Here is a 13,421-nt window from a genome sequence, read left to right as displayed (position 1 = left end):
CGTTACCGGCTCCCCCTCTGATCGTGAAAAACAGGCAGGCGCGGTTTCTTATTTTCTTTCCATGCGCTGTCACAGTTCCAGAAGCTGCATGGCATCCGCCACATGGGTTGCCGGTTCATTGTCCGCCAGTCCGCAGAGCGGCCATTCCGTATGGTAACCGAGACAGGGACAGATATAGAGAATTCCGTCTTTCTGCAGAACCTTCCGGTAATGCACGTGCCCGCAGACCGCCGCGGCCACCGGATATTTCCGGAACAGTTCATGCAGTTTTTCCGTGCCGAGATAGGCGTTAAAAAATCCCCATCCCTCCTGAGACTCGGGAACGCAGAACTCCCGGATCGGAAGCATATGCGTCACAGCAATCACCGGACCTTCCCGGCATGCAGAAAGCTGCGATTCGATTCTCGAAAGCTGATCACTGCATGCGGCGTCATTGTCGCCGGTCCACTGATTGAAGAACTTATCCTGCCAGGTCCGTCCTCCCTTTGTCATGGAATCCAGTTCTTCCCGGCTGTGATCCGGAGATGCAAAACTGTAATCATACCAGCCGATATCGCCGGTAAAACGGACTTTCATGTTCTTTTCGCGGTCTGCGGAACTGCTCACCTGTCCGGAAAGACAGAGGATATCACCGGAATACATCCGGTATATTTCTTCCGTTGATCGCTCCGGACAGTGCTTATTCCACATATCGTGATTTCCGGGAACATACCGGACCGCCACATCCGGAAGAATCTCCGCCAGACGCCGCATCTCACGGATTGTCCGGTCCGGATCTTCGGAAATATCCCCGGCAACGAGAAGAACATCCGCATTCAGTTCCTTTGCTCTTGCCGCAGTCAGTTCGATCACCGGATAGGCCTCATTGATATCCGTATGGAGATCTGAAATCATTGCGATTTTCACTGGACACTCCCCGGACCGTACGATCCTGAACTCTGCCCTGGTACAGAAGCCGTTCCCTGCGGACCGGACTGCTGCCGGCTGTCCGGTCCGGTCACGGAAACAGTTCCCGGCTGCTGGGCCTGCGCCGTATTTTCTGCCTGCGGGGCTGTCGCCTCGGTTCCCGGCGCTGCCGTCTCGGTGCAGGCACCGCCGGCATCCGCCTGATACCAGGTCTGACCGTTACTGATCACCGCATTCACCGTCAGCGCACCGGAATCTTCCAGATGATACAGGGTATTGCCGATGGTCTGCCAGCCGGTAAGCATCTTACCGTCAGCCCCCAGATAGTACCATTTTCCCTTGTCCGAAATCCATCCGGTCTTCATCTGACCGTTCTCACCGAGGTAATACCAGCTTCCATTTCCCCCGATCCATCCGGTCGCCGTTCTTCCGTCACTGTGGAAGTAATACCATGCGCCGTCAACCTCCTGCCATCCGGTCGCCATCCTTCCGTCGCCCTTAAGATAATAGGTCAAATCGCCCTGCGTGAGCCATCCGGTCTGCCGTTTTCCGTCTTTCTTCAGATAGTACCAGCTGCCGTCCGCTTCACGCCAGCCGGTTGCCATCGAACCGTCGGCATCAAAGTAATACGAATCTCCGCCGATCTCATTCCAGCCGGTTGCCATCTTTCCGTCGCCCTTAAGATAGTAGGTCTTTCCGCCGATGGTCTGCACTCCGGTCTGCATGACGCCGTTCGAGTTCAGGTAATACCAGTTATTGTCGATCTGTCTCCAGCCGGTTGCCATCGCGCCGCTGCTCTTCAGATAATACCAGTCTCCGTTGATTTCCTTCCAGCCGGTTGCCATCTTTCCGTCACTGTTCAGATAATAGTAGCTGCCGGAATCCTTCAGCCAGCCGGCCACCGGAACACCGTCGGCATCGGCATAATACCAGTTGGCGCCGTCATTGACCCAGGTTGCCTTCTGAATGACGTGATTCTTGTAATAGTAGCGCTGTCCGTCGATCGTCCTCCACGTGTTGCCGTCTACTTTATCGGAGTAATCCCGGAACATGTAGTCGATGTCGACATTTCCGGTGATTCCGTTCACGCTTCCCTTGGAGGACTGCTGCCAGATCGTCGCTTTCTTATAAGTATACTGATCCGCGTATCGCGCGACCCAGACGTCCCAGTTCACGGCGCTCATGTCGATCTTGTTGGCAATCCAGTGCTCGTTGCAGTAGAGTGCCGGATAATATCCCGCCTCTTTGATGCGCCCGCAGAACGCATTGACCAGACGGGCCACCTCTGCCTTGGACAGGGTTCCCGTTGTATTCTCATCTTCCGCGTCAAAGAAGATGGGCAGCGAGATCGGATAATCCTTAACCGTTTTCAGCACAAAGTCCGCCTCGGCGATGGCCTCTTCTTCCGTCTTCGCGTAAGAGTAAATGTATGCGCCGATCCGGATTCCGTGTTTTGCGGCTCCGATGGCGTTGGGGCGGAAGGTCACATCCTCCGCGCCGTTTCCCCTTGTTGCAAGGATCGCAAAGGAAATGCCGTCTTTCGCCACCGCATTCCAGTCCGTCACACTGTTCCATCGGGACAGATCCACGCCTTTTGCCATCGCGCCGAAATGCGCCGCATCGGTGGAAATGCCGGTCCGGATCGGATCGGTGACCGCAGCCGTGCCGTTCACGCTGACGGTTCCCTGACTTGCGGTATCGTAGACGGAGGATCGCCCGCGGGCGGTCGACGCACCGGAGCTGGTGCCGGACGGGCTGGTCACGGAGCTCACGGTCGATCCGGAAGCAAAACCGGAAGACGAACCCGCCCCCGGTCCCTGCACCGCGGTTACCGCCGTACTGTCCGACGGACCCGCGTAAGAAGCCATCGGCGCCGCGGCCGTCAGCATCAGCGACAGAACACCTGCTGCCGCCTGCCATGCCAGATTATGTTTTCTATTTTGATTCATGAATACCTCCCAAAAAAACCAGTCGCCAGGCCCTCGTGCAGACACGGGGTGTGGCTTGCTGCTCGCAAAGCGTTTCTCTGTCACCGGAATTTCTGTGAAATATCGTATGACAGCAAACAGAGCAGGCTGGATTTTATCCACCTGCTCTATTATCTCAGATTTCTTTCGAAATTGTCTGTCCTTTCTATTACATTTTCTTTAATCCGGCCGTGATCGCAGCGCGGCGGTGTCTCACCGGTGAACTTCCCGGGTGGCGTGCTCAAGCCACTTCTGCTCCTCCGGCAGAAGTCTCGCCGTCATCACCTCCCGCACTCTGCGATGATAGGCATTCAGCATGTCGATGTCCCCATCGGTGAGCCAGTTCAGATCCACCGCATCCAGATCAATCGGCACCAGAGTCAGCGGCTCAAAGGAATAAAACTGGCCGAACTCATTTTTCACATTGTTCACGCAGAGAATCAGATTCTCCGTGCGGATTCCGCATTTTCCCTCAATGTAAAGTCCCGGCTCGTCGGACGTGATCATTCCCGGCTCCAGCACGGCATTGACGGAATCCAGATTGTTCGATACGGCGCGGAAGCGGATATTGTTCGGGCGTTCATGCACCGGTCCGAGATAAGCGACGCCGTGCCCCGTTCCGTGATTGTAATCCAGCCCGTGCTTCCAGAGAACCTCACGGGCGGCATAATCCAGCGCGACTCCGCGGCATCCCTGATGAAAGACCGCATTTTCCAGACGAAGGTGCGCCGCAAGAACAAGCGTAAAATATTTCTTTTCTTCTGCCGTCACCGGACCCAGGGCGATGGTTCTCGTGATGTCGGTCGTCCCTTCCAGATACTGACCGCCGGAATCCACCAGAATCATGCCCTCCGGCTTCAGCTCACGGTTCGTCTCCGGTGCCGGATGATAGTGAACGACAGCGGCATTATCCGCATATGCGGCGATGGTGGTAAAACTGATGCCCAGACACCCCTCCTGCTTCATGCGGAGCGCGTCCAGATATGCCGCCGCCCCCATCTCGTCGATCGGCTGCTTTCCGACATTCTCCTTCAGCCACATGATGAACCGGATCATGGAGACGGCATCCTTCCGGTGCGCTTCTCTGGTATTTTCGATCTCCGTCCCGTTCTTCACCGCTTTCATGCCGGAAGACGGATTCATCAGACTGAGTTTCGTGCAGGAACCGTCCACGCTGCGCCAGAGTTTCATGCTGACGCGCTTCTTCTCCATCAGAATCACGCTGTCCCGGATCTCCGCGAGATCGCGAAAAACCGAGTCATACGGGCGCACGTCGATTCCGATTCCGGAAAGATAGGTCCGAACGGTATCATTGACCTTGTCGGCGTCGATATAGAGCGTCCCCCCTGTTTCCCGGATCATCAGATAGGACAGAAAAACCGGAGTATCTGCCAGATCGCCGCCGCGAAGATTCAGAATCCACGCAATATCATCGAGGGAGGATACCACATGGACATCGGCATGAACCCTGCACATGGCCATGCGGATGTCACGGAGTTTTTCCCCCGCACTCTTTCCGGCATATTTCTCATCCAGAATCCATACCGGATCCTTCGGAGGTTCCGGCCGGTCGGTCCAGAGGTCTTCAAACAGATCCTGCGCAAAATCAAACCGGATTCCGCGGTCTCTCAGAACATTTTCCAGATTTTCCGCCGCGGTCTCGGAGAGAAGTCTGCCGTCGAACCAGAGTTTTCCGTTCTCCGGAAGAGAAGCGGCGAGAAATTCCTCGATTTCCGGGACGCCTTCCTCTCCGCTCCGGAAAAGATCCACACCGGTTCCCCGAAGTTCGCGCGCCGCCTGAACAAAATACCGTCCGTCAGTCCACAGGCCTGCCTTCTCTCTTAATATCACGGCCGTCCCGGCACTTCCGGAAAAACCGGTAATATACTTTCTGCAGCTGTAATGCTCCGTCACCATCTCCGAATCATGCGGATCGGACGTCGGCACCAGGCACGCGTCAATATTCTGTTCCCTCATCTTCTCCCGAAGCAAGCGGATCCGCTCCGAAACCAATGTATTCATAACTGTTTTTCTCCTCTTTCAGTTCTTCGCTCTGTCGGTATACATCGTCGATGGCTGCGTTGATCGCCTCACTGTAGGTCGGTTGGGCGCGCATTGCCGTGTGGAGCTGATGTTCGGTCAGTCCGTTCGCGATCGCGGTTGCAAGCTCGCCGATCATATCCGCCGCTCTCGGACAGATAATCTGCGCGCCGACCAGCGTATGTGTATACGCCTCAAAGATCAGTTTGACAAATCCGTTGCTGCTGTCGGCCAGAATCGCCTTTCGGTTTTCCTTAAGCTCCCTGCGCCCGACGATGACTTTCATATTGTAGGTCGCCGCTTCCGCCTCGGTAAATCCCACCGTTGCCACCTCTGGATCGGTAAAGATACATACCGGAACAATCGGGAGGACTACATACATGCCGTTTGGAACGACGGTCATCTGCATCCGGTGGCCCTTTTTCGCAATATGCTCGACCACATAAACCGCCTGGGATGTCGCAACGTGCGCCAGCCTCTGACGGGAAATGCAGTCGCCGATCAGATAGACGCCCTTCTGGGTCGTCTGAAACGAGCGGTCAATAATGGGGTGTCCATCCTGATCAAATTTTACCGTACAGTCGTCGCCGAGAACGGTCTTAACGCGCGACTCCCGGCCGCAGGAAACCAGAACCCGGTCACATTCCACGCTCTTTTCCTCTCCGCCGTCCATATAGTGCACTTCCACCGGACCGTTGTTGACCGAGGGGTCCACCTCCACGAATCCTTTCACGGAGACGCCGCAGAGAACGCGGACGCCTTTTTCCTCCAGGTTCTCCTTCATTTTATCCGAAACTGCCTCATCCAAAGTATCCAACAGACGGCTGCTTCTCTCCAGCAGGGTGACTTCAGACCCCAGCGTCCGGAAAATAGTCGCGCACTCCACGCCGATCACACCGCCGCCGACAACCACAAGACGGTCGTAATGCCATTCCGTCGCGTTCAGGATGGCACGGCTGTTCATGGCCTGCGGAAGATAGATTCCCGGCACGCGAAGCACCCGCGGCATGGCTCCGGACGCAATGATGACATTATCGCCGATGACATATTTCACGCCCTCTGCCGTATCGATTTCGACCTGATTGTTCCGGTGAAGTTTTGCCGTTCCGTGAATATAGGTCACGCCGCTGCCGATGAGTCTCTTCTGTTCGAGCCGGCGAACCTCCTGCACTTTCCGGTCTTTATAATCCATCATCATCCGGAGGTCGAAGCCGACGCCCTCTTTTGTGACGCCGAACATTTCCGATCGCTTGACATCGCTGTAGACACTGACCGCCTGAAGGAGCGCCTTTGCCGGAACACAGCCGGTGTTGATAAAAGCGCCGCCGATCTTATCCTTCTCGATGATCGCCGTCCGCATGCCGAGCTGAACCGCTGCCTCTGCCGCAGTATACCCGCCCGGTCCGGCGCCGATAATTACCAGATCATAATGCTCTGCCATAAAATCCTCCCTGCCTCGGTTCGCACATGGTTTATGTCCGTCTTCGATGCATGACTCTCGCTGATGTCCCCAGCAGTTTCCCGCCAAACACTGAGTTCAGTATAGCACAAAAAAAAGAGACCGTCTTCCTCCGGAAAACGATCCCTCTCTGTTTCATCCGCCGAATGCGGTGCCGCCGGTATCCCATGCAGGCATGGGGTCCGGCTTGGCATCGTGCGGATTAAAGAAGTCGAATATTATGCTTCAGCGCCTCTGCTCTGGTGCCGTCCGGCCAGATGGAGGACTGAATCTCTCCGATATGCGCTTTTCTCAGGAAGAACATGCAGATACGGGACTGTCCGATACCGCCGCCGATGGTCAGCGGGAGGTTCTCCTCGAGAATTGCCTTCTGGAACGGAAGAGATGCTCTCTCCATGCATCCCGCCTTCTTGAGCTGGGAAGCCATGGATTTCTCATCGACACGGATACCCATGGACGAAAGTTCCAGCGCGATGTCCAGAACCGGATAGTATACGAGAATATCACCGTTCAGGCTCCAGTCATCATAGTCCGGAGCTCTGCCGTCGTGCGGCTCGCCGCTCTTCAGCTTGTCGCCGATCTGCTCGATGAATACCGCACCGTGAAGCTTCGCCGCCTTGTACTCTCTCTCCTTCGGAGAAAGCTCCGGATAACGGTCTTCCAGTTCCTGAGAATTGATGAAGGTGATATCATTCGGAAGATATCGGCCGATGTACTCATACTCGTAGGCCATATAGTCCTCGGTTACCTTCAGCGCTTTGTACACGCTTCTCACCGTCTCCTCCAGATACTCGATGGAGCGGTCGCGGCGGTTGATGACTTTCTCCCAGTCCCACTGATCAACATACAGAGAATGGATATTATCGGTCTCCTCATCTCTGCGGATCGCGTTCATATCGGTGTAAATACCCTCGCCCGGCGCAAAACCGTACTCTTTCAGCGCATATCTCTTCCATTTTGCCAGAGACTGAACAACCTCTGCCTTGTGATCATTCAGTTCTCCGATTCCGAAATCGACCGGACGCTCGATACCATTCAGATTATCATTCAGACCTGTCTCCGGGAAAACGAACAGAGGAGCCGAAACACGGATGATATTCAGCTGCTTTGCAAGCTCTCTCTGGAAAAAGTCTTTGATTGTCTTGATAGCTACCTGCGTCTCGCGCAGACTCAGCTGCGGCTCGTAGCCCTCCGGAATAATCAGGTTCTTCATTTGTCTAATCCTCTCTTTCATCGCCTGCGCACAGACAGGCATCCGCATATGTTATGTCGGTGTATATGTATGTTTCATACAATGGTGAATATTATAGCACCGCCATGGAATGATATGCAAGAAAAAAACTTCGCTCTCCCCGGCGTGCGCTCCCGCGGTATCGGCTCCGCATCCCGATTGCGCCCGGCCGCAGCATCCGCAGTTCCGGATCCGGCGTCATTCCGGTCTGATGTGCCCCTTCTTCAGATGTTTCCCGATAATCTCCTCTTTCTGATATTTCCAGAGTTCTTCGCTCCCCTCATGGGTCCTTTCATTTCTCGCAAGGATCGGTGCCAGACTCACTTCGTGTTCCACCCAGCTTCGCCCGTCGGATGCGTCATTCAGGATCATCGGCTGAAGATTATCCATCGTGTGCGCAAATTTCGCCTCCGGTGTCTCCCATGCCTCGAATTCATCCCAGATTCCGCGGAACAGTTTCGCCTGGTCATCCGGCAGAAGGCGGAAAATGCGGTCTGCCGCCGTCATTTCCCGCTTTTTCTGTGTCTTCTTCGCCGCCGGATCGTACGCGTATGTATCTCCTGCATCGATCTCGACGAGGTCATGGATTAAAAGCATCAGTATGGTATGAAGCACATCTATTTTTTCATTCGAGTACTCCGCGAGAATCGCCGTCATGATCGCCATATGCCAGGCATGCTCTGCGTCCCCCTCTTTTCTTGACCCGTCGGCAAGATATGTCTGCCGGATGATTTCTTTCTCTTTATCGATTTCGCGGATAAACTCCAGCTGCCGCTCCAGCCGGGATTTCTGATCACTCTGTTTGTCCATTCTTCTCTCCACTTCTGTCTGCACTGAATTGTACCACTGCTGCGGCATGGCTTACTGTACGCCGTAATCTTCTGCCCCCCGCTGCGGCCTTCCCGGATTGAATTCCAAGCCATACGTTATATCATATCACATTTTTCACACATAATTGACGCGCTCCGAACATTATGCTACAATTGACCGGTACACGGGGTGTGGCGTAGTTTGGTAGCGCGCTCGGCTGGGGGCCGAGAGGTCGCAAGTTCAAATCTTGTCGCCCCGATTTTTTTGTGCGGACAACTCGCGAAGCTTGTTTCTTCTCGTTCCCTTCTGCGGGTTTTATTTTTCTTTCTGCAGAAATGTGAACGATATGAACGGAGGTCTCTATGCTCGTCAGCTTTGATCTTGATATGACGTTGTTGGATCACAAGGATTTACGGATCCCCGACAGCGCGCTTCGCGCTCTGGATCTGCTCCGGCAGTCCGGAAAGAAGATTATTCTCGCCACCGGACGTGATATGGATACCCACTACAGCCGCCAATACATTGATCTGATCCGGCCCGATGCCGTGATACACATGAACGGCACCAAGATCACAGTCGGTTCCCGTCTTCTCTATGAACATCACTTTAACCGGAATCTGCTCCGCGCCATGATGACCTTCTGTGAGGAACGCGGCTACAGCATCGGCATGACCTACGGTGACGACGATTATTATCTGAATCCGGAAGCGGTCGAGGCCAATGATCTCCGCCGCTGGGGCGAATGCGGGCGTCATTTTCGTGACCCGAGCTCCCTTCTGACGCTTCCTGTCCGGACACTTGCCTTCGTCGGAAGCCCGGATCAGGTGAAAGAAATGCAGAAAACCTTTCCAAATGTCCGTTTTCCTCTTTTTTCTTCGCAAACCGGCGCTGATATTGTAGAAGAAGGCTGTTCCAAAGCAGACGGCCTCGTACGCCTCGCGCAGTATTTCGACGAAGATCCGTCTCTGAAAGACGCTGTCGCATTCGGCGACAGCATGAATGACATCGAAGTGATTCGCGCTGTCGGCACCGGAATCGCGATGGGAAATGCAGTTCCCGAACTGAAGGAAGTGGCAGATTATATCACCGATCCGATCGGTCAGGACGGAATCTACAACGCATGCCGGAAATTCGGCCTGTTTGAAGCCGATTTCATCTGAAATCCCATTGCCGCCCCTCGGGCCCCGGTATAGCGGAACGAACCTCCGCCCGGATCCCTGCGCGCCGGAACCGATTTTTCATGAGTCATCTTTTCGATTTACTGCGTGAACAGCGACTATGAAAGATCTCCGGACCACACACGTAATTTGCGTTACCTGAAAATTAAAGAACACCAAAAGAAGGCCGAAACAGCCCCCGAATGCCGGAGCAATCCGACATTCGGGGGCTGTTCTGTTTCTTCATTTTATTCTCTTGTCTCTCACGGTCACTCGGATGTTTATCCCGCTGCCGGGCCAACCGGAATCTCCACCGGATGCGCTGCCGGGCCGTAAGCCGCTTCCTCATGCGGTTGACTTCGATTCGGCTGAGGTGCCGAATTCTGCGTCTGCTCGGACGCCGGGCCCGGGCCTTCCGCACCGCCCTGTGCAGCCGGATCCGCCCCTTCCGGAAGCGTCTGAACTTCCGCAGCCGTCTCCGCCGGATTGTCTCTTCCGGCTGTGCCGTACTTTAAGAGCAACTCCATTCTCTTCTTCATGGATTCACTGTTCAGCTGGGCAATCAGATTCTTTGCCAGCTCACGGTCTTCCGAACCGTACTGCCCCTCTCCCGATCGAAGACTCAGAATGATCTTCAGCGCTTTATCCGCCTTCGCATGATCCGCGCGGTAATCCGCTGTCGTGTAATTGCGGTTGTCGATGAGGAAGGAAGATTCATGCCCCTGAAGATACTCCGAAGATCCGAGGCCGCGATCCGACGTCGGAGCCTCAAACTGAACGCCCTCTTTTCCTTCCACCAGGCTTGTCATCGCCTGCTTCCAGATAGACGCCGGATAGGTCGCGCCATACAGGTTCGACAGTGCCTTCGGCTTGTCATATCCAACCCATACCGATACGGCGTAATACGGAGTCACACCGCAGAACCATCCATCTTTACTGTTGTTTGTCGTTCCGGTCTTTCCCGCCGCCTGAACCGGACTGTTCCATCCCATGGCGGCAGCCGTACCTCTGGTGATAACGCCCTTCATCATGTCGACCATCATATCTGCGCTCTCGCGCTGGTATACCTGAACCGACGGACTTTCTTCAAAGATATCTTTTCCCTGTGTGTTGACCAGGCGCACAATACAGGTCGGTTCTTTATAAGAGCCGTGATTTGCCAGCGCCGAATACGCTCCGGCCATCTCCTCGGTCGTCACACCGTGGGTAAATCCGCCGAGAGCGGTCGCCTGATAATAATCATCCGGGACAATGTTGTCGAACCGCATCTGCGTCAGATACGCCATTCCGAGCTCCGGTGTCAGGTCGCTGTAAATGGACCAGGCCACACCGTTTCGGCTCTTTTCCAGTGCGGTTCGAAGCGGCATGGTGTTTCCGGTCAGCGTGCTGACATCGACGCCCTTTTCCTTCGCGGCATCAATGCTGATATCGGTTACCGTCGTGGAAGAAGTATATCCGTTTTCCAGTGCCGGCGTGTATACCACCAGCGGTTTTATTGTACTTCCCGGCTGCCGGTAGCTCTGGAAGGCGCGATTCAGCGTATACGTGGACGTCTCCTGGGTTCTTCCGCCGACGATTGCCACAACCTTTCCGGTGCTGTTATCCAGCGCGGTTGCCGCCCCCTGAAGGCTGAAGATTCCATTGTCCGCCGTCTGATCGTTAAAGGCGAGAACGCCGTCAACCGCTCCCTGAAGCTTCGTCTGAAGATCCGGATCCAGCGACGTATAGATGGAGTAACCTCCGGTATACAGCGCATTTCTCTCCTGCTCATACAATTCATTGAAGTGGTCCTGATACTTCTTGTACTCGTCCGTGGAGCGGAAACCGTACTTGAAGTCAAACCCGTCCTTCTTCATGAGAAAGCGGACCGCACAGTCGATGGCATACGTCGTCTCATAATTGTGAAGCGGAACGCGATGCCTTGAGACGGAAATCTCCTCCGATTTGGCTGCCCTGCACTCGGAATCCGTGATAAATCCCATGGAACACATATCATCCAGAATCTTGTCTCTTCTGGTCAGTGCGCGTTCCGGATGGTTGTACGGATTATAATAAGTCGGCGAGTTCGGAATCGCACAGAGATAAGCGGTCTCACTCAGCGTCAGATCCTTTGCGCTTTTTCCGAAATATCCCTTTGCCGCAGCCTCAAGTCCATAATAATAGTTGGCATAGTTGATGTCATTGATATAGAATTCCATGATCTGCTTTTTGGTGTATTTCTTTGTCAGATCCATGGCGATCAGCATCTCTTTAAATTTTCGTTCCAGCTTGACTTCACGGGTCAGGAAACGGTTTCGTGCCAGCTGCTGGGTAATGGTACTCGCGCCGTGCATCTCATCGCCGGAAGACTTCAGATAGTTCACCAGTACACGCATGATTCCCCGGACATCAATACCGGAGTTATCCCAAAAGCTGCGGTCCTCGATGGCGATAAACGCATTGACCGCATTTTTCGGAATCTCATCGTAAGCCAGATAGCTCGAGTCCTCATCCCCGGTCAGTTTTGCAATGGCATCTCCGTTCACATCGTAGATGTAACTTGCCTCCTGAAGCCGGAACGTTTCCAGCGTACTCTGATCGACAACACCTGCAACCTGCTTCTTATAACTGTTGTATATCGGAATCAGTTTCACACCCAGAAAAAGAGCTCCGATCACAGCCGTCGAGAGCGTCAGAACAATGAGTGTACGGACCATCGCATTCAGAATCGTAAATACAGAACGAACCGCAACCCATGCGGTATTTTCATGAAGATTTCTTTGATTCCTGTCGATCTTTCTGCTGCTCATGTGCATCCTCTCGTCTGAATTTCTTTTCTCTCTCGTGGAACGCCTTGAGAACAACGCCCGACTCATACTGGTATGCGTATATGCACTCCTTCATGAGCTGTTTTTCCTCGTCATCCCGACACTCCGAGAGAAGCATAATCTCCTCGTCCTTTTCGAGATACGCATCACCGCCGTTTTCCCGATCCCGGATTTTCTTGTAAATGCGGAATTTCCGGCTGAAATCCGGACATTTGTAATAAATACTTTTCATCGGTTCCGGCACAATTCTGAGCTTATACTTTTCTGACATTCGCGCAAGAATGTTGTGAACCTTTTCACACTTTTCCCTTGTCAGGTTCTCTGAACTTGGATAACACAGTAAATAGTCCATCGTAGTCCTCTTCCTGCTCCTTTTTTTGACAGTTATTTCTGTCTGATTCTACCATTGTTTTGAATTCAAAATCCCTAAAAAGCGCTTAAAAACACGATAAAGGAATCTTATTGATGATAACACAATTTTACACAATTTGCTACACTCGGCACATCCGGATCCATAACGTTTTTCTTACGTATACCGCCCCCGCGGACTTTGCGCGCCGCCGCTGGTCACCGTTAGGTGACAGCGTCCTTGGCGAAGCTCTTAGCGACACATATTTCACTTAGCGGCTTTGCCGCTTAGTGAAATAGCGTGCTGCGGCTGGTTTTCTCGAGCTTAGTGAATTTGCTTACAGCGGCGTGCGCATCCTCGCGGAGCGTGTTTGTTTCATAGGGAATTCGGAGAAATTTCCTCTCCAATTAATCAAGTGTTTTTTTGTGTAAATTCATAGATTTTTATTCATCCTCAGATTGAGTGATTGCTTGGTTATGGACTAATCCTTGCCTAAATTGACAGATATATAGGTTTTTTGGGTACTCCAAATAAAGCGTCGTTTGATTACGATTTAAATGGCCTCGATGTATACCCATCCCTATATGGCAGCTCACCTCTCATGTCCAACAGGATCAGCCTCTTTGGGCGTCCTCACTTCCTTCGTTCTGCCTATCCATAACCAGGGTGCCAGCTCAGCTATGACTCAGGATCCT

General features: G+C 53.5%; 9 protein-coding genes and 1 tRNA gene. 2 read left to right on the top strand and 8 right to left on the bottom strand.

The features are described 5' to 3' along the window. Positions 1 to 69: 69 nt before the first annotated feature. From BMW41_RS05325 to BMW41_RS05300, 6 genes are all read right to left on the bottom strand, one after another. A complete protein-coding gene (locus tag BMW41_RS05325) occupies positions 70 to 906 on the bottom strand; it encodes a metallophosphoesterase (protein ID WP_074649189.1) in 837 nt (278 codons plus the stop codon). Then, a complete protein-coding gene (locus tag BMW41_RS05320; protein ID WP_074649188.1) occupies positions 903 to 2,855 on the bottom strand; it encodes a GH25 family lysozyme in 1,953 nt (650 codons plus the stop codon). The genes BMW41_RS05325 and BMW41_RS05320 overlap by 4 nt, the downstream gene beginning before the upstream one ends. A 231-nt stretch (positions 2,856 to 3,086) precedes the next feature. Next, positions 3,087 to 4,895 (bottom strand): aminopeptidase P family protein, encoded by a 1,809-nt coding sequence (locus tag BMW41_RS05315; RefSeq protein ID WP_074649187.1) that lies wholly within the window; start codon positions 4,893 to 4,895, stop codon positions 3,087 to 3,089. Then, positions 4,831 to 6,354: a dihydrolipoyl dehydrogenase family protein gene (locus BMW41_RS05310; RefSeq protein ID WP_074649186.1), complete on the bottom strand. Its 1,524-nt coding sequence runs from the start codon at positions 6,352 to 6,354 to the stop codon at positions 4,831 to 4,833. The genes BMW41_RS05315 and BMW41_RS05310 overlap by 65 nt, the downstream gene beginning before the upstream one ends. 220 nt (positions 6,355 to 6,574) lie before the next feature. Next, on the bottom strand, positions 6,575 to 7,585 hold the full coding sequence (gene asnA / locus BMW41_RS05305) for an aspartate--ammonia ligase (protein WP_074649185.1): 1,011 nt from the start codon (positions 7,583 to 7,585) through the stop codon (positions 6,575 to 6,577). 216 nt (positions 7,586 to 7,801) lie between these two features. Further along, positions 7,802 to 8,413 carry an HD domain-containing protein gene (locus tag BMW41_RS05300; protein WP_074649226.1) on the bottom strand — a complete coding sequence of 204 codons (612 nt, stop codon included), beginning with the start codon at positions 8,411 to 8,413 and terminating at the stop codon, positions 7,802 to 7,804. 185 nt (positions 8,414 to 8,598) lie between these two features. On the opposite strand from BMW41_RS05300, the gene BMW41_RS05295 reads away from it, so the two are divergent. Both BMW41_RS05295 and BMW41_RS05290 read left to right on the top strand, forming a co-directional pair. Next, positions 8,599 to 8,672: transfer RNA gene (locus BMW41_RS05295), tRNA-Pro, on the top strand. A 103-nt stretch (positions 8,673 to 8,775) separates the two neighbouring features. After that, positions 8,776 to 9,573, top strand: a complete 798-nt coding sequence (locus BMW41_RS05290) for a Cof-type HAD-IIB family hydrolase (RefSeq protein WP_074649184.1) — start codon at positions 8,776 to 8,778, stop codon at positions 9,571 to 9,573. 278 nt (positions 9,574 to 9,851) lie between these two features. On the opposite strand, the gene BMW41_RS05285 is transcribed toward BMW41_RS05290, so the two are convergent. Beyond that, a complete protein-coding gene (locus BMW41_RS05285; protein ID WP_074649183.1) occupies positions 9,852 to 12,359 on the bottom strand; it encodes a transglycosylase domain-containing protein in 2,508 nt (835 codons plus the stop codon). After that, positions 12,316 to 12,729: a hypothetical protein gene (locus BMW41_RS05280; RefSeq protein ID WP_074649182.1), complete on the bottom strand. Its 414-nt coding sequence runs from the start codon at positions 12,727 to 12,729 to the stop codon at positions 12,316 to 12,318. The genes BMW41_RS05285 and BMW41_RS05280 overlap by 44 nt, the downstream gene beginning before the upstream one ends. Between the last annotated feature and the right edge of the window lie 692 nt (positions 12,730 to 13,421).

This window comes from [Clostridium] aminophilum (assembly GCF_900101295.1).
Lineage (GTDB): Bacteria > Bacillota > Clostridia > Lachnospirales > Lachnospiraceae > Clostridium_R > Clostridium_R aminophilum_A.
The sequence above is the reverse complement of the archived record's forward strand: the minus strand, read 5'-3'. Positions and strand labels throughout refer to the sequence as shown.

Coding starts and splice junctions, on each gene's coding strand:
- BMW41_RS05320 (WP_074649188.1), bottom strand. CDS start 2,855: ATGAATCAAAATAGAAAACATAATCTGGCATGGCAGGCGGCAGCAGGT.
- BMW41_RS05285 (WP_074649183.1), bottom strand. CDS start 12,359: ATGAGCAGCAGAAAGATCGACAGGAATCAAAGAAATCTTCATGAAAAT.
- asnA (WP_074649185.1), bottom strand. CDS start 7,585: ATGAAGAACCTGATTATTCCGGAGGGCTACGAGCCGCAGCTGAGTCTG.
- BMW41_RS05290 (WP_074649184.1), top strand. CDS start 8,776: ATGCTCGTCAGCTTTGATCTTGATATGACGTTGTTGGATCACAAGGAT.
- BMW41_RS05310 (WP_074649186.1), bottom strand. CDS start 6,354: ATGGCAGAGCATTATGATCTGGTAATTATCGGCGCCGGACCGGGCGGG.
- BMW41_RS05300 (WP_074649226.1), bottom strand. CDS start 8,413: ATGGACAAACAGAGTGATCAGAAATCCCGGCTGGAGCGGCAGCTGGAG.
- BMW41_RS05280 (WP_074649182.1), bottom strand. CDS start 12,729: ATGGACTATTTACTGTGTTATCCAAGTTCAGAGAACCTGACAAGGGAA.
- BMW41_RS05315 (WP_074649187.1), bottom strand. CDS start 4,895: ATGAATACATTGGTTTCGGAGCGGATCCGCTTGCTTCGGGAGAAGATG.